The sequence below is a fragment of the Acinetobacter sp. BD54 genome, assembly GCF_044778325.1.
Taxonomy (GTDB): Bacteria; Pseudomonadota; Gammaproteobacteria; order Pseudomonadales; family Moraxellaceae; genus Acinetobacter; species Acinetobacter baumannii.
Genome location: NZ_JANJEP010000001.1, coordinates 97,764 through 113,302 on the forward strand (window position 1 = coordinate 97,764; position 15,539 = coordinate 113,302).

Annotated in this window: 16 protein-coding genes; 10 read left to right on the top strand and 6 right to left on the bottom strand. The window is 39.0% G+C overall.

Annotated elements, in window-relative coordinates:
* Window positions 1–18: 18 nt before the first annotated feature.
* The 4 genes from NQ782_RS00515 (at window position 19) to NQ782_RS00530 (ending at window position 3,081) form a co-directional block, all read left to right on the top strand.
* A complete protein-coding gene (locus tag NQ782_RS00515) occupies window positions 19–804 on the top strand; it encodes an ABC transporter substrate-binding protein (protein ID WP_057094590.1) in 786 nt (261 codons plus the stop codon).
* A gap of 91 nt (window positions 805–895) precedes the next feature.
* The gene (locus NQ782_RS00520; protein ID WP_000010368.1) at window positions 896–1,585 is read left to right on the top strand and encodes an ABC transporter permease; all 690 of its coding nucleotides are present in this window, start codon (window positions 896–898) and stop codon (window positions 1,583–1,585) included.
* Window positions 1,582–2,295, top strand: coding sequence for an ABC transporter permease (locus NQ782_RS00525; RefSeq protein WP_267581168.1), 714 nt, complete (start codon window positions 1,582–1,584; stop codon window positions 2,293–2,295). The genes NQ782_RS00520 and NQ782_RS00525 overlap by 4 nt, the downstream gene beginning before the upstream one ends.
* A 9-nt stretch (window positions 2,296–2,304) precedes the next feature.
* Window positions 2,305–3,081, top strand: a complete 777-nt coding sequence (locus tag NQ782_RS00530) for an ABC transporter ATP-binding protein (RefSeq protein ID WP_000438621.1) — start codon at window positions 2,305–2,307, stop codon at window positions 3,079–3,081.
* A 71-nt stretch (window positions 3,082–3,152) separates the two neighbouring features.
* Here NQ782_RS00530 and abeS read toward each other — a convergent pair whose 3' ends face one another.
* From abeS to NQ782_RS00550, 4 genes are all read right to left on the bottom strand, one after another.
* Window positions 3,153–3,482 (bottom strand): multidrug efflux SMR transporter AbeS, encoded by a 330-nt coding sequence (gene abeS / locus NQ782_RS00535; RefSeq protein WP_000121131.1) that lies wholly within the window; start codon window positions 3,480–3,482, stop codon window positions 3,153–3,155.
* A gap of 236 nt (window positions 3,483–3,718) precedes the next feature.
* Complete coding sequence (locus NQ782_RS00540; protein WP_057094592.1) at window positions 3,719–3,982, bottom strand: YfhL family 4Fe-4S dicluster ferredoxin; 264 nt, start codon at window positions 3,980–3,982, stop codon at window positions 3,719–3,721.
* A 2-nt stretch (window positions 3,983–3,984) separates the two neighbouring features.
* On the bottom strand, window positions 3,985–5,355 hold the full coding sequence (yegQ, locus tag NQ782_RS00545; protein WP_057094593.1) for a tRNA 5-hydroxyuridine modification protein YegQ: 1,371 nt from the start codon (window positions 5,353–5,355) through the stop codon (window positions 3,985–3,987).
* Window positions 5,356–5,411: 56 nt separating this feature from the next.
* Entirely contained in the window at window positions 5,412–6,878 is a 1,467-nt protein-coding gene (locus tag NQ782_RS00550; protein ID WP_086231033.1) for a PLP-dependent aminotransferase family protein, read from the bottom strand.
* Between the two features lie 229 nt (window positions 6,879–7,107).
* On the opposite strand from NQ782_RS00550, the gene NQ782_RS00555 reads away from it, so the two are divergent.
* On the top strand, window positions 7,108–7,977 hold the full coding sequence (locus NQ782_RS00555) for a PhzF family phenazine biosynthesis protein (protein ID WP_057094597.1): 870 nt from the start codon (window positions 7,108–7,110) through the stop codon (window positions 7,975–7,977).
* A gap of 54 nt (window positions 7,978–8,031) precedes the next feature.
* Here the strand turns inward: NQ782_RS00555 and NQ782_RS00560 are convergent, their stop codons facing one another.
* Window positions 8,032–8,811, bottom strand: coding sequence for a ferredoxin--NADP reductase (locus NQ782_RS00560; RefSeq protein WP_000718711.1), 780 nt, complete (start codon window positions 8,809–8,811; stop codon window positions 8,032–8,034).
* 104 nt (window positions 8,812–8,915) lie between these two features.
* Between NQ782_RS00560 and tsaA the strand changes: the two genes are divergently transcribed.
* The gene (tsaA, locus tag NQ782_RS00565; RefSeq protein WP_079745774.1) at window positions 8,916–9,644 is read left to right on the top strand and encodes a tRNA (N6-threonylcarbamoyladenosine(37)-N6)-methyltransferase TrmO; all 729 of its coding nucleotides are present in this window, start codon (window positions 8,916–8,918) and stop codon (window positions 9,642–9,644) included.
* Window positions 9,645–9,650: 6 nt separating this feature from the next.
* Here tsaA and NQ782_RS00570 read toward each other — a convergent pair whose 3' ends face one another.
* Window positions 9,651–10,919 (bottom strand): DUF4010 domain-containing protein, encoded by a 1,269-nt coding sequence (locus NQ782_RS00570; protein WP_057094600.1) that lies wholly within the window; start codon window positions 10,917–10,919, stop codon window positions 9,651–9,653.
* A 287-nt stretch (window positions 10,920–11,206) separates the two neighbouring features.
* Here NQ782_RS00570 and NQ782_RS00575 point away from each other — a divergent pair, with 287 nt between their 5' ends.
* The 4 genes from NQ782_RS00575 (at window position 11,207) to NQ782_RS00590 (ending at window position 15,530) form a co-directional block, all read left to right on the top strand.
* A complete protein-coding gene (locus tag NQ782_RS00575; protein WP_057094683.1) occupies window positions 11,207–12,964 on the top strand; it encodes a GspE/PulE family protein in 1,758 nt (585 codons plus the stop codon).
* Between the two features lie 81 nt (window positions 12,965–13,045).
* The gene (locus tag NQ782_RS00580; protein WP_000783090.1) at window positions 13,046–13,405 is read left to right on the top strand and encodes a NirD/YgiW/YdeI family stress tolerance protein; all 360 of its coding nucleotides are present in this window, start codon (window positions 13,046–13,048) and stop codon (window positions 13,403–13,405) included.
* A 107-nt stretch (window positions 13,406–13,512) separates the two neighbouring features.
* Window positions 13,513–14,175: a response regulator transcription factor gene (locus NQ782_RS00585; protein ID WP_001221454.1), complete on the top strand. Its 663-nt coding sequence runs from the start codon at window positions 13,513–13,515 to the stop codon at window positions 14,173–14,175.
* Complete coding sequence (locus NQ782_RS00590) at window positions 14,172–15,530, top strand: cell wall metabolism sensor histidine kinase WalK (RefSeq protein WP_057094681.1); 1,359 nt, start codon at window positions 14,172–14,174, stop codon at window positions 15,528–15,530. Before NQ782_RS00585 ends, NQ782_RS00590 begins: the two co-directional genes overlap by 4 nt.
* Window positions 15,531–15,539: the final 9 nt, after the last annotated feature.

The following is a 15,539-nucleotide window of genomic DNA, read 5'->3' on the forward strand; positions in this document are numbered from 1 at the left end:
TTAAGGAGAAGCTTCAAGATGGCAAGCTTTATGAAAAAAATATTCGTTTCAACAACCTTAGTTCTGGCTGCTGTTGCGACGAATGTCCAAGCAAAGGATTGGAAGGTGATTCGTTTTGGTACTGAGTCGTCTTATGCGCCGTTTGAATATAAAACACCAGATGGCAAGTTAACTGGTTTTGATGTTGATTTGGGTAATGCTATTTGTGCAAAACTCAAAGCTAAATGTGTTTGGGTTGAAAACTCTTTTGACGGGATGATTCCCGCACTTAAAGCGAAAAAATTTGATGGCATTCTTTCATCAATGACCGTTACTGATGAACGTGCAAAACAAATTTTATTTAGTAGCAAAATCTACAACACGCCAACCCGTATGGTTGCAAAAAAAGGTTCACCGTTGTTACCAACACCTACTTCATTAAAAGGTAAGCGTGTTGGTGTACAGCAGGGCACAATTCAAGAAACTTACGCTAAAACTTATTGGGCTCCAAAAGGTGTGAGTGTTGTTCCTTATCCAACTCAAGATTTGATTTACCAAGACATGATGTCTGGTCGTTTGGATGCAACTTTACAAGATGCAATCATGGTTGATGGTGCTTTCTTAAAACAACCGAAGGGTAAAAACTTCTCTTTTGTCGGCGGCAATGTGGTTGATGTCAAAACATTGGGTGTAGGTGCGGCTATCGGTTTACGTAAAGAAGATGCAGACTTGAAAGCGAATATTGACAAGGCACTCGCTGCAATCATTGCGGATGGTACATACAAGAAACTCGAGAAAAAATACTTCTCTTTTAGCATTTACTAATGATGTGAAAAATGTCGGCTGAGTGCCGACATTTTTAAATCTATTCTCATCTCATCAATATTAGATATTGTTTTTAAGGAGAAGATGAGTCATGTCTTTTTCTGGCTATGGGCCACTCCTTCTTAGCGGAACATGGATGACCATACAGCTTGCGCTGTTATCACTCTTGCTTTCTGTCATTATTGGCTTAATTGGTGCGAGTTCAAAACTCTCTAATATTAAAGCCTTACGTTATATTGCAACCGCCTATACCACGCTCATCCGTAGTGTGCCTGACTTAGTGATTATGCTGTTGTTATTTTATAGCTTGCAGTTGGGCTTAAACCAAATTACTGAAGCACTGCAAATGGACCAAATTGATATCAACCCATTTGTAGCTGGTGTGATTACTTTAGCGTTCATTTATGGTGCATATTTTACCGAGACCTTTCGTGGTGCATTTCAATCGGTTCCAAGGGGACAAATTGAAGCAGCAATGGCCTATGGGATGACGCCGTGGCAGGTTTTTCACCGTGTATTATTCCCTCAAATGATGCGTTTTGCATTGCCCGGCATTGGTAACAACTGGCAAGTTTTGATTAAGGCGACCGCACTGGTTTCCATTATTGGTCTAACTGATATCGTAAAAATTACGCAAGATGCGGGTAGAAGTACCATGCAACTGTTCTTTTTCAGCATCGTCGCTGCCGCTATTTATTTGGCAATTACCACAGTGTCGAACCTGATTTTAATATGGCTTGAACGTCATTATTCTGCTGGTGTGAGGAAGGGACAATTATGATTGAAATCCTTCAACAATATTGGCAGTCATACCTTTGGACCGATGGCCTACAAATGACCGGTGTGGCGATGACTGCTTGGTTATTGGTGCTATCGATTGGTATTGGGTTTTTGCTTGCTGTGCCTTTATCACTTGCACGAGTATCAGAAAATATCTGGTTGCGTGGTCCAGTTTGGTTGTTTACTTATATTTTTCGTGGCACACCACTGTACATCCAACTACTGATTATTTACTCAGGTATTTATAGCTTTGATTACGTTCATGAGCATCAGACGCTCGATGCATTTTTTAGAGAGGGCATAAATTGCACTATTTTGGCATTCGCGCTTAATACTGGTGCATATACCACTGAAATCTTCGCTGGAGCAATTCGTTCTATTCCACATGGTGAGATTGAAGCTGCCCAAGCTTTTGGTATGTCAAAATGGAAACTCTACACACGTATTATCATTCCGTCGATGTTAAGCCGTGCTTTACCGTTTTACGGCAATGAAGTCATTTTAATGTTGCATGCCACAACCATTGCATTTACAGCAACAGTTCCCGACATTTTAAAAATTGCGCGTGATGTGAATGCGGCAACCTATGACACTTTCAGTGCTTTTGGAATTGCTGCGGTGTTGTATGCGGTGTTGGCTTTTATTTTGATTTGGATATTTCGTAAGTTGGAAAAACGTTGGTTGGCATTTTTAAAGCCATCGAATCATTAGGAGACATAAATGGAACAGGTTGCAAAACTAGTGATTCGCGATTTACATAAAACATTCGGCGATCATGAGGTACTTAAAGGGATATCACTTGATGCAAATGCCGGTGATGTAATTAGTATTATTGGTTCATCTGGTTCAGGTAAAAGTACCTTGCTGCGTTGTATCAACTTTTTAGAACAACCGAGCAATGGCACGATTAAGCTCAATGGTGAAAAATTACGCACGGTCTTTGATAAAAAAGGCAATTTAAAAGTGGTTGAACCAAAGCAACTACAAAAAATGCGTACCCAGCTGATGATGGTATTTCAGCACTTTAATTTATGGTCTCACATGACAGTAATGGAAAATGTCATTGAAGGGCCAATCCATGTACTTGGAGTAAAGCGTTCTGAAGCGGAAGAACGTGCGCGCAAATATCTACGTAAAGTGGGATTACCTGAAAGTGTTGAAAGTAAATATCCGGCATTTTTATCTGGTGGTCAGCAACAACGTGTAGCGATTGCTCGTGCTTTGGCTATGGAACCGGAAGTGATGTTGTTTGATGAACCAACCAGTGCGCTTGACCCAGAGTTGGTAGGTGAAGTACTAAAAGTAATGCAGGGCTTGGCTGAAGAAGGACGTACCATGGTTGTAGTGACACATGAAATGGGTTTCGCGCGTCATGTATCTAATCAGGTGATTTTTTTGCATCAAGGGAAAATTGAGGAACAGGGCCATCCTGATGAAGTACTCAATAACCCGAAAAGTGAACGTTTAAAGCAATTTTTGACGGGCAGTTTAAAATAAGCTGCTGATACCGAGTATGATGAAATTTTTTAAAAGGCTTCTCAGCATACTCGGTTGCTTTTTATTATATTTTATAGATGGGTGTTTTTAGAAAACACATTAATAATCACAATGCCTGCGATCATTAAAGCTAAACCAATGCAGGCAGCCAAGTCTAAATGTTGTTTGTAAAATATCCAGCCAATTGCAGAAATTAAAATAATACCTGCGCCTGACCAAATGGCATAGGCAATCCCGATCGGAATTGTTTTGAGCGTAAGAGATAATAAATAAAAAGCAACTGCATAACCCACAACCGTAATAATAGACGGAATTGGAACAGTAAAACCTTGAGATGCTTTTAATGCTGAAGTTGCAATAACTTCACAAGCAATCGCAATTGCTAAATAAAGATAAGACATGGGAAGCTGCGCCAGAAAGGGTTTTAATCAATCTACATGAGATGTTGATATAGTTTGACCTGTTTTAACGATTGTTCAATTTTTTTGGTACAAAAGTACCAGTAAATGGAACTAAACTGATAAATTGATTTTATCACTAGCAATATGCTCTAGACCATTTCTTCATTTATTTAATAGCTGGTCAGCATAGTCATAAAAAGAGGATCAGCGATTTTAACTTGATCCTCTAAATGGTTTTAAGAAGAGAATGAGCCGATTAAATTCAGGCCTTTAAATTTCTCTAATAATTGTTCTTTGTTTTCAATATGCACAGGGTCTTGTTTAATGCAATCGATTGGACAAACCTCCTTACATGTTGGTGCAGCATAAAAGCCTACGCACTCCGTACAACGAATCGGATCGATTTCATAAACTTTGCTCCCTTCAAAAATAGCTGTATTGGGGCATTCCGGTAAGCACATATCACAATTGATGCAGTCACTCGTAATTAAAAGTGCCATATTTAACTCGCTGAATAAGCCAATGTAGATGCAGTAATACTTTCTTTTGCATGCGGCAAGTTGCGTATGAGTAGGGCATAACTGATATCAACCTCTTGTGAGAATGGAATCTCAACAAAATGCCCCGAGCCTTTAGCATCTGTAATTGGGTTACCTTTTAAATCGCGCATTTCGGTTAAGTTAAAGGTGATATTGCCTTGAGGCGTCATCAGCTCAAGTGAGTCACCCACCACAAAACGGTTTTTAACTTCAATCCGAATATAATCACCATGACGTCCTAAAACCTCTCCACAAAATTGTTGGTAGTCGAAATGTGATGATCCATCAGCATAGTTTTGATATTCGCTATGTACATGCCGTCTTAAAAAGCCTTCGGTATAACCGCGATTTGCCAACCCTTCGAGTTGGGTCATTAAGCTTGGGTCAAAAGGTTTACCTGCTAATGCATCATCAATGGCTTTTCGATAAATTTGAGCAGTACGGGCACAATAAAAATAGGATTTAGTACGGCCTTCAATTTTCAGTGAGGCGATGCCCATTTTTGTTAAACGGTCTACATGTTGTACTGCACGTAAATCTTTGGAGTTCATAAAATAGGTGCCGTGTTCATCTTCTTCGGCAGCAAACATTTCTTCATCATTACGTTGTACGAGTAAAGTTTGAACCGAGGTTGTTTCTGATTGTCCTGATGAGCAGCAAGACTTTTCTGGTGTATTTAGCTGAGTGACTGGAATTACATCGCCGTTTAAATCTTCTTGGGCTTCATGCAGTTTATAGTCCCAACGGCAAGCATTGGTACAAGCACCTTGGTTGGCATCACGTTTGTTCATATAACCAGAAAGTAGGCAACGGCCTGAGTAGGCCATGCATAGTGCGCCATGTACAAAAACTTCGAGTTCAATATCTGGCACATGTTGCTGGATTTCTTCGATTTCTTCTAATGATAACTCACGAGATAAAATGACACGGCTTAAACCGTAATCTTTCCAAAATTTAACAGTGGCCCAATTAATAGCGTTGGCTTGAACCGACAAATGAATTTGCATATCAGGAAAATGCTCACGCACCATCATAATTAAGCCTGGGTCAGACATAATAAGAGCGTCTGGTTGCATAGCTACAATCGGCTCAAGATCACGAATAAAGTTTTTTAATTTGCTGTTATGGGGCTGAATATTCACCACAACATAAAACTTTTTACCCAGAGCATGGGCTTCATCAATTCCGATTTTTAAGTTGTCATGATCAAAAGCATTATTACGAACACGTAAGCTATAACGTGGTTGTCCTGCATATACGGCATCTGCACCATAGGCAAATGCATAGCGCATGTTTTTAAGTGAACCTGCGGGAGAGAGAAGTTCGGTTTTCATAAAATAAAAGGCATAAAAAATATATGGTTTTATTTTATTAACTCTATATTTTCGATTCAACCTACTGAATTAGTAGGGATTTGATCTATAGCTTTTTGTACAGGTAGCATTTTTTTTGCTAACTCTCCTAAACGCATCAAAGCATTTAACATTTTAGGATTTAACTCAAAACAAGCTGCAATACGTAAACAATGACTAAAACGTTTATCAGCCGAGCACAAAATTCCCGGCATACATAAGATTTTTTCATCCATGGCCTGATGAAACAGTTCTAGGGTATCAATTGATTCGGGTAGCTCTAACCATAAAATAAATCCCGCTTGTGGACGACTGACTCGAGTACCGACTGGAAAATAACGACAAATATAAGATTTGATGGTGTCAATTTGTTGTTGATAGCGTTTTTTGAGCTGACGTAAATGTAGATCATATCCGCCATTTTCTAAAAAAAGTCCTAACGTTTCTGTGAGTAAAGCTGGCTCGGCAACAGTAGTTGTAAATTTAAGCTGCTGGGCAATATTACGGAAGCGTCCAGCTTCTAGCCAACCAATTCGATAGTCGGGTGCCACAGTTTTTGTGTAGCTGCCACAAACCAAAACCCATCCATTTTGGTCAAATGCCTTAATGTTGGGTAGTAGAGGTTCGGTGAGTTGTAATTCGGCATACATCGCATCTTCAATAACAGGAATTTGGAATTGATTAGCGAGCTCTGCTAAACGACGTCGGTTGTTTTCAGGCATGCTAAAACCAAGAGGATTATGTCCTGTTGGAATAGTTAATATGGCTTGTACGCTTTGAGATTTTAAGAGTTCTTCAAGTGCGTCTAGACACATCCCTGTATGCGGCGAAGTAGGCACTTCTACAATTTTTCGTCCTAAATTCTGAAGAAGTGGATATAAGTTATGAAAAGTAGGAATCTCAAGTGCTATGCTGTCACCTGCTTGGGTGGTTGCCATAATCGCGAGACTTAAAGCCTCCATAGTGCCATGAGTCAGCACAATGTCATCTGCGGATAGAAACATGCCAAGCTGTAAACTTCGCCTCGCAATTTGAGTACGTAAACGTATAGAGCCAGGCGGTAAAGTATAGCTTTTAAAAATATCCGGCTGTGTTCGTAAAACCTGAGCAGTTAAACGTTTTAAGCGTTCAATCGGGTAGAAGTTTTCACCTGATGGGCAAGCTAGGGCCAAATTGACATAGTCGGGGTCCATCTGCTTTTTAACAATTTGCGCGAGAAAACAGCTAATTCCTGAAAGGGACACTTTTTCTTCACTGATATAACGCTCCTCAAGATCTGGCAAGTTTGAAGGTGCATGACAAACATAGTAGCCAGACTGTGGGCGAACTGAAATTAAACCTTGGTCTTCAAGCTTCCGATAAGCTTCTTTTACGGTGTTAATACTAACTTGATAATGTTGGGCACAGTCTCGAATTGATGGCAACCGAGAACCCACAGGTTGCCTGCCATTCTGAATTTGAAGAGTAAGGTCATCACTCACTTTTTTATATTTGTACATATCAATTTATTAAAAAGCAAAAGCAATGGATACACTTTATAGTGATCTCATATTTATCTCAAATATTGTGATTAATTTAGTTTAATGCTTTTAATGGAGGATTTAGTTTTAAAAACTGTGTCTATTATTTTTCATATTAACTGATACTGTGACCATTAAAAATAAAACAGTAAGATCAAAAAATGGTGAGGATTTAAAGCCATATTTTAAATTATAAAATCAGTAGGAGTGGTCTATGTCTGTTGTTGCATTTAAACAAGTCGATGTTTTTACTTCACAAGCATTTAAAGGTAATCCTGTTGCAGTCATTATGGATGCCAGTACCTTAACATCTGAGCAGATGCAAGCCATTGCGAACTGGACCAATCTTTCTGAAACCACATTTGTATTGCCAGCCACTGATTCACAAGCTGACTATCAGGTTCGAATCTTTACTCCACAAAGCGAGTTGCCGTTTGCAGGACATCCTACCATTGGTACAGCCTATGCTTTGCTTGAGGCAGGTCTAATTAAAGCGAAAGAAGGTCAGCTGGTACAGCAGTGCGCTGCTGGTTTGGTGACATTGACCGTGAATGACTCAAATCATATTTCCTTTGAGTTACCTACACCTAAAATTACACCATTAGATGCACTGCAAACCGAGAAGTTGGCCCAGATTTTAAAATGTAAAATCAATATTCAATGGAATGCCGCATTGGTAGATGTCGGAGCCCGCTGGGTTGTATTGCAAGCTGTTAATGCCAAGGCTGTTTTGGCAAGTCAGCCTAATCTAAACGCTTTAAAGCAATTTAGTTTAGATATGAAAGTAACAGGCTCTACAATTTATGGATTTTATGAAGAAAGTAATGAGCAAAAGCGCATAGAAGTTCGTTCATTTGCTCCGGCATATGGAGTTAACGAAGATCCTGTTTGTGGTAGCGGTAATGGTAGTGTGGCATCTTTCATTCGTTACCATGGTATTTTGCCTGCGCAAAATGATGTGGTGCTTTCTTCTCAGGGGCAAGCTTTAGGGCGTGAAGGACAGCTTCAACTTGAATTACATCAAGATAAAATTTTAGTGGGTGGAGCTGCTGTTACTTGTATCGACGGTACGATTAAGTTGTAAAAACAGAAATAAAAAACCGAGGACTTTGCCTCGGTTTTTTAATTAGAAAAAATCTTATTTTTCTACGAACGCACGTTCAATGACATAGTCGCCCATTTCACCCATACGAGGTGATTCAACTAAACCGTGTTGGTCAAGTAACGCAGCAACATCTTTCAAGAATGCAGGGCTACCACAAAGCATTGCGCGGTCAGTTTCACGGTTGAAACGTGGTAAACCAATTTTTTCAAATAAAGCACCAGTTTCAATTGCAGTTGTTACACGGCCTTGAGTATGGAAAGGTTCACGAGTAACGGTAGGGTAGTAAACAAGTTTGTCTTTAATACCTAATTCTTCAAAGAACTCATTGTTTGGTAATTCGTTCAAGATTAGATCTTGATAAGCTAATTCAGAAATATAACGTGTACCGTGAACCACGATTACTTTTTCAAAGCGTTCGTAAGTTTCTGGGTCACGAATAATTGACAAGAATGGAGCAAGACCAGTACCAGAAGATAATAGGTACAAGTTTTTACCAGGTAAAAGGTCATCATGAACCAATGTACCTGTTGGTTTTTTAGAAACTAAAATTTCGTCGCCAACTTGTACTTTTTGCAAAATCGAAGTTAAAGGACCGTCTTGTACTTTAATCGAGAAGAATTCTAACTCTTCTTCGTAGTTCGCACTTGCAATCGAATATGCACGCATTAACGGTTTGCCATTCACTTCAAGTCCGATCATCACGAACTGACCATTTTTAAAACGTAAGCTAGCGTCGCGTGTAGTTTTAAAACTGAAAAGGGTGTCATTCCAGTGGTGCACATGAGTAATGCGTTCAACGTTAAAAGCAGCCATTAAAGGTCTCGATCACGATTAAAAGAAAACAGGTTGCTATTCTAATCTAATTTCATTCCCGATAAACTGAATATATTTAATTGTGTTTATAAGAAAAAGTGATGATGAATTCTGTCACCCTCCCAATAGTCGGGCACATGTGCTCACCTTTTCGAGAAAAATTTGGTATTCCACGTCAGCCTAATTTGGTCAATATCGAGTCTTATATCGAAATGGTAGAACCTTATAATGACTTATTAGCTTTTGAGGGAATCGAACAATTTAGTCATCTTTGGCTCATCTGGCAGTTTCATGACAATAAAAATCAGGAGACTGCAACTAAGTTTCGGCCTCAAGTTCGCCCACCACGTCTAGGGGGCAATGAAAAATTAGGTGTGTTTGCAACACGTAGTATGTATCGTCCGGCGCCTATAGGCTTATCTGTAGTACGTTTAAACAAGGTTGAAAAAGTCGGTAAATCATTAAGAGTTTATGTTACTGGCAGTGATTTATTAAATGGCACGCCAATTTTAGATATTAAGCCTTATATTCACTATTCAGATGCAATCGTTGATGCTCAAAGTGGTTATGCGCAGGCCGAACCAGAACGAAAATCGGTCTTATGGTCTGAAAATGCATTGTCTACCCAGCAGTCTCTTTTTAAAAATAAAGAAATTAATGCACAATATCTTGATGAATTAGAACAAGTATTGTCATTAGATCCTAGACCTGCCTATCAAGAAGACCCTGAACGAGTCTATAAAATGAAATTTTCGAATTTTGATATTCATTTTAAAGTTAATAGCAATGTCATTACAGTTGTTGATATGGTGAAAGACACATCGCTCGTGTAATAAATTTTAGAACCAATGTATGTTCATCCAGAGCAAGCCAATAAATATTGTCATATGCAAAATTTGGGCAGGTATGAAAGCAAGGGCATAATACAGTCCACCAGAAATGGCAGAGTTAATGCTCTTGGCAATTGCATGAACAGCAAAGCCACCCATGAACGCGATTAATAAAGATGTCTGAGAGTTATTTGGTTCACCTTGTACAATCACTGCTGCAATAGCGGCATGTATTTCGAACAAAGAGGCAAGTAGTGTCCCTGCGATTAAGCCTGCATTACCTAAATATAGGCTTAGACCATAAACCCCTGCCTGAATGAGCGTAAGTGTCCCAGCAATAATAATCGCTTCTTTTAAGCTGAACATTCTGGTATCGAGTTCGGATGAAGCTGTACTTGGTTCTGCTCTACGTAATAAGATGAAAGCCCATACTGCTAAAAAAGCCAATGCAATGAGTGTTGGAAATATAATGAGTTTGAACCACGCCAAACTTATACCGACGACAATAATTAAGGTTTGTACCAATGTGGAAACGCATGACATTAATGCTGCACCTGCATTTGTTTTTGCATTCGCGCGACCAGAGCGTACTTCTAAGCCTAGACTTGCGATGGTGGCAGTACTTGAAACAAAACCCGAGGCTAAAGAAGAAAGTAATAAGGCATTTTTAGAGGATAAAAGCCGCTTTGCAATATGTGCGAGGGCTTGTACAAATAAAATCAACGTCAGTAACTTTAAAATCACATGAGGGTTTAGAACGGGTCCCCAAAAAGGTTTATTGGGAACTAAAGGTAAAGCAATTAGAAGTAGAGCAAGTAAAAAAATCCCGTCGCGCAACTCTGATTCGGTAATCCATTGACTGGCAATGCCGTGCATTGATTGTTTTGCTAATAAAATAATCGTCATGATGACGGCGAGTCCCGCAGCTAACGAAATATTCCAGATACAAAGTGCCCCAATAAAGTAAGTCATAATAAAGGCAAGTTCTGTGGTGACACCGGGGTCATTTGGCTGATTTTTAAGAGATACAATACTGATCGCGCCTATAAGTAGAGCGCCTACAATCCCGATTGCGGTACCAAATAAAAAACAAACTGCTCCGAGTAAGGAACTAATTGCAAAAGAGCGAAAACCCGCGAAAGTTTTATATTCGTGTTTTAACTTACTTCGTTCGCGCTCCAGACCTACCAATAAGCCGCAGCCTAATGCAGCCGCAATAGTGGTAATAAACTCTTCAAAAGATACGGTTTGTAATGACATTGTCATTGGAAGATTCATAATACTTCCTCTTTGGTTTATTGTTATATGTAGATGTCAGCCATTTAAAAATCATGTATTCCATTTCAGTTTATGCTTTTTCTTGTATTGAGCCTAGTCTCTTTTTTAATCAAACTATCACAATAAGCATCTTTATAAATATGATCTATGACACAAAAAAATACTAAGTTGAGAATTGGATTAATTATTTGAAGTTCAAAGATATTTAAAAGCTAAACTTGGGTTTTTTATACAGGTTAAATCTAAAACTTCTCTGATATATTATAAAAATATATTGGGGAAAACACATGAATATACATGTAGAAATAGACACACATTGGTGTCTAGAACAACTATTACAAGAAGGCCGTATCACTGAACGAGATAAGTTACTTGTACAAACCACAAATAGGCAAAAAGATCAGTTGAAATGGCATCCATTACAGTGGATTGCGCATTTTAATTTAAAAGACCAACATCATGTACAAGCACATTTAAGTTTAAACCGTCTCTGCCAATGGTTTGCAGATCGGGCGCAATTACCTTTATTTGTGATTGATCCTTTAAAGGCAGATGTGAGTGCTTTAACTCAAGTCATGTCGCAAGAGTTTGCGATCCGTAATCATATTTTAGCTGTAGAAGTCCATGCGGACCGGATTGTGATAGGAACAGACCAGCCTTTTCAAATAGACTGGCTAAATAATTTAGAGAAGAGTTTAGCACCCAAAAAAATTGAACGGGTATTTCTCAACCCCGAGCAATTACAACGTTATTTACGAGAATATTATCAAGTCAGCCGAGCAGTAAACTCAGCTCAAAAAGATGCGGCTCATGACCGTGATAACAAAGGTGTAGAAGCGCTTTTACAACTTGGCGATAGCCAAAATCCTGATGCCAATGATCAGCATATTGTGAAATTAGTAGACTGGATTTTGCAATTTGCATTTGAACAGAGCGCCAGTGACATTCACATGGAACCGCGTAAAGACAATGGCAAAGTTCGGTTCCGTATCGATGGTGTTTTACATACCATTTATAACATGCCTTCAAATACTCTGACCGCCGTGATTTCTCGAATTAAAATTTTAGGGCGCCTAAATGTAGCAGAAAAGCGTAAACCACAAGATGGTCGATTAAAAACACGTACACCGAAAGGCCAAGAAACCGAACTACGTTTATCTACCTTACCTACAGCGTTTGGTGAAAAACTGGTTATGCGTATTTTTGATCCAGATGTGTTAGTACGTTCTTTTCAGCAATTGGGTTTTGACCAGTCTTTATTACAGCAATGGCAGCGTATTACGCAAAATAGTCACGGCATTATTTTAGTTACGGGGCCAACAGGTTCTGGTAAAACCACAACGCTATATTCTTCTTTAAAACAGCTTGCAACCGAGCAGGTTAATGTCTGTACCATTGAAGATCCGATTGAAATGCTAGAGCCTAGTTTTAACCAAATGCAGGTCAATCATGCAATTGAACTGGGCTTTGCAGATGGTGTACGTGCGCTTATGCGACAAGACCCAGACATTATTATGATTGGGGAAATTCGTGACCAAGATACTGCGAATATGGCCATTCAAGCTGCACTCACAGGCCATTTAGTATTATCAACTTTACACACCAATGATGCGCCGTCTAGTTTGACCCGTTTACATGATTTAGGCATACAACCATTTTTAACAGCCGCGACTATTTTAGGTGTATTGGCACAGCGCTTAGTGCGTAAGCTTTGCCCAAACTGCAAACAACAAACTCATATTAATGAAGATGAATGGCAGCACCTAACATTTGACTACATTATGGAAATGCCAGAAAAAGTTTATCGGGCAGTAGGTTGTGAAGAGTGCCGGCATACGGGTTATAAAGGTCGAATCGGCATTTATGAGTTTATGCCAGTTAGTCTTGAGCTTAAGCATCTTATTAGCAGTCATGCGACATTAAATGAATTAAGAAGCCAAACTAAAAAAGAAAGTGTAGAGCCTTTAAGAATTGCAGGAGCTCGCAAAGTTATTGAAGGTTTGACCACCTTGGAAGAGGTATTGCGGGTTGTTCCATTAAATTAAATTTTTCTTAAGATTCACCTCATCTACCGATGATGTAATTTTTTTATTCCAAGGGTAAACCAAATAACAGAGGGTAATTTTATGAAAATGCTTAAAGTAATTTTGATGACTGCGGGTATGGCAACTGCGGGTGTGGTTGTAGCAAATACACCTGTGAATCAGGCAGCTATTGCTCCAGCGACAGTTACTACAGTGAAACAAGCTTTAGCATCAAAAGATAATACACCTGTAAAATTACATGGTCAGGTCGTAAAATCTTTAGGTGATGAAAAATATCAATTCCGCGATAAGAGCGGTAGCATTACAATTGATGTAGATGATGAGCTTTGGCAAGGACGTCCTGTTTCAGCCAATACAAATGTGACTTTAATTGGTGAAGTAGACATAGATTATAAGCCTTTAAAACGTGTAGAAATTGATGTAGATCAGGTCCAGTTCTAATAAATTAATTTCTACATTTATTCCTTTTAGCCGCATTTAAATCATGCGGCTTTGCTTTTTTTATAAAGACTTGGCAACATCCAATCAGGATATAACAGGAAAAACAGATGAGAATTTTGCTTGCAGAAGATGATCGCTCTCAAGCTGAAAGTATTCAATCATGGTTAGAATTAGACGGTTATCAAGTAGACTGGGTCGAAAGAGGTGATTATGCCCTTACAGCAATTGAGCAGCATGATTATGACTGTATTTTGCTTGATCGGGGCTTACCCCAACTGACCGGTGAAAAAGTTTTAACAACCATCCGCCACAAACAAAAAAACGTTCCCGTGATTTTTATTACCGCACGTGACAGTATTCATGACCGCGTAGAAGGGCTTGATTTAGGTGCAAATGATTATTTGGTTAAACCATTTAGCCTAGAAGAATTATCGGCTCGCATCCGCGCTCAATTACGTAAACAAACTCTGAGTCAGCAATCGATTTTAACGTGGGGTGATTTGCAACTTGATACACAAGCGAAAGTTGTATTATGTGCTGGTAAGACTATCGATTTAACAGCAAAAGAATTTCAAATATTACGTAAACTTATGGTTCATCCTGAGCATATTATTACCCGTGATCAATTAGAAGAAGCACTTTATGCATGGGGCGAGGAAATCGAGAGTAACGCAATCGAAGTTTTTATTTATCAGCTTCGAAAGAAAATCGGAAGCAGCAGTATTAAAACCATACGGGGACTAGGCTACCGTATGGGAGACTTAAAATGAGATCAAATCGTTCATCCTTGCAGTCCCAACTGGTTAAAACCACCATGTGGAGCAGTATTGTGGTGGGACTACTGGCATTAAGTTTACTCACCATATTTTCGATTTATCACAACATGTCAGTACAAGATGAAATTATGGATGAAATTTCAGATACCTTACTGGTTTCTGACCTTTCTAAACACTCGATGAAGCAGTTTGACGAGCTGAGTGATGAATTTGATATTCAATATGAGTTATTAGATACAGGTCAGGTGCTTACCCATTCTCATACCTATCAGCATGAACTTTTTGAAAAAGGTAACTTATCAGAAGGTTTTTCATATTTTTGGTTTGATGGCCAATTATGGCGTAGTCTGGCTGCACAACAAGAAGATTCTCAACTACAAGTTGAAGTTTTTCAGCCCATTAGTACACGCATTGAAGAGGTATTGAAAGCACTTGCTGGATATAGTGGCCTTATGGTGCTGTTCTGGTTACTACAGTGGGTTATTGTAAGTTGGCGTACCGAACAACAATTGGCTGCGCTGAATTTACTCTCTAAACGTATTGCTCAAAAAACTGCCTCAAACTTAGAGCCAATTCAAGAACCAGATGTTATTACAGAAATTCAGCCTGTGATTGATGCTTTAAATCAGCTACTTGCAAGGCTACAAAGGGCACTGGTTGCTGAACAGCGTTTTACTGCAGATGCTTCACATGAACTACGTTCACCTTTATCAGCCATACAAATGCGTCTTCAGGTGTTGCAACGGAAATATCAGCATATTCCAGAGCTTGATCATGATTTTGAGCGTATTCAAGAAGACGTTTCAAGAAGTACAAAAATACTGGAAAATTTATTGTTACTCGCTCGCTTGGAACCTAATGAAACAGAGCAACTAGAACTCTCTAAAAGTGTCGTTGATTTAAATCATGTATTAGCCAGAGTGATAGATACAGTAAATATTGATGCACAAGCCAAACAAATGGTAATTGAGACAAATATTCTGTCAAATGAAACCAAAACATTTGCAAATGAAGAGCTCATGTTTATTGCTTTTAGAAATTTATTTGATAACGCTATTCGTTATAGTCCGGCTTTGGGTGCTATTCATGTTGAGCTAAGCCAGTACCAGCAAAAGCTGAAGATTTCTATAGAAGATACTGGGAATGGTGTGGATGATGAGGTCTTAAGGCGTTTAGGACAGCGTTTTTTTCGTGTATTAGGGACAAAGCAACAAGGCTCAGGGTTAGGGTTATCAATTACTAAAAAAATTATTCAACTCCATGGTGGGGAATTACATTTTATGCATGCAAGCCAAGGTGGCTTAAAAGTTGAAGTAATACTGCCTTTTAACCGTGAAATACAAAAATAGCATGGTTGC

Bases quoted from the DNA above. Each gene is read 5' to 3' on its own strand.
- NQ782_RS00515 (WP_057094590.1), top strand. From the start codon at position 19: ATGGCAAGCTTTATGAAAAAAATATTCGTTTCAACAACCTTAGTTCTG.
- NQ782_RS00520 (WP_000010368.1), top strand. From the start codon at position 896: ATGTCTTTTTCTGGCTATGGGCCACTCCTTCTTAGCGGAACATGGATG.
- NQ782_RS00525 (WP_267581168.1), top strand. From the start codon at position 1,582: ATGATTGAAATCCTTCAACAATATTGGCAGTCATACCTTTGGACCGAT.
- NQ782_RS00530 (WP_000438621.1), top strand. From the start codon at position 2,305: ATGGAACAGGTTGCAAAACTAGTGATTCGCGATTTACATAAAACATTC.
- abeS (WP_000121131.1), bottom strand. From the start codon at position 3,482: ATGTCTTATCTTTATTTAGCAATTGCGATTGCTTGTGAAGTTATTGCA.
- NQ782_RS00540 (WP_057094592.1), bottom strand. From the start codon at position 3,982: ATGGCACTTTTAATTACGAGTGACTGCATCAATTGTGATATGTGCTTA.
- yegQ (WP_057094593.1), bottom strand. From the start codon at position 5,355: ATGAAAACCGAACTTCTCTCTCCCGCAGGTTCACTTAAAAACATGCGC.
- NQ782_RS00555 (WP_057094597.1), top strand. From the start codon at position 7,108: ATGTCTGTTGTTGCATTTAAACAAGTCGATGTTTTTACTTCACAAGCA.
- NQ782_RS00560 (WP_000718711.1), bottom strand. From the start codon at position 8,811: ATGGCTGCTTTTAACGTTGAACGCATTACTCATGTGCACCACTGGAAT.
- tsaA (WP_079745774.1), top strand. From the start codon at position 8,916: ATGAATTCTGTCACCCTCCCAATAGTCGGGCACATGTGCTCACCTTTT.
- NQ782_RS00570 (WP_057094600.1), bottom strand. From the start codon at position 10,919: ATGAATCTTCCAATGACAATGTCATTACAAACCGTATCTTTTGAAGAG.
- NQ782_RS00575 (WP_057094683.1), top strand. From the start codon at position 11,207: ATGAATATACATGTAGAAATAGACACACATTGGTGTCTAGAACAACTA.
- NQ782_RS00580 (WP_000783090.1), top strand. From the start codon at position 13,046: ATGAAAATGCTTAAAGTAATTTTGATGACTGCGGGTATGGCAACTGCG.
- NQ782_RS00585 (WP_001221454.1), top strand. From the start codon at position 13,513: ATGAGAATTTTGCTTGCAGAAGATGATCGCTCTCAAGCTGAAAGTATT.
- NQ782_RS00590 (WP_057094681.1), top strand. From the start codon at position 14,172: ATGAGATCAAATCGTTCATCCTTGCAGTCCCAACTGGTTAAAACCACC.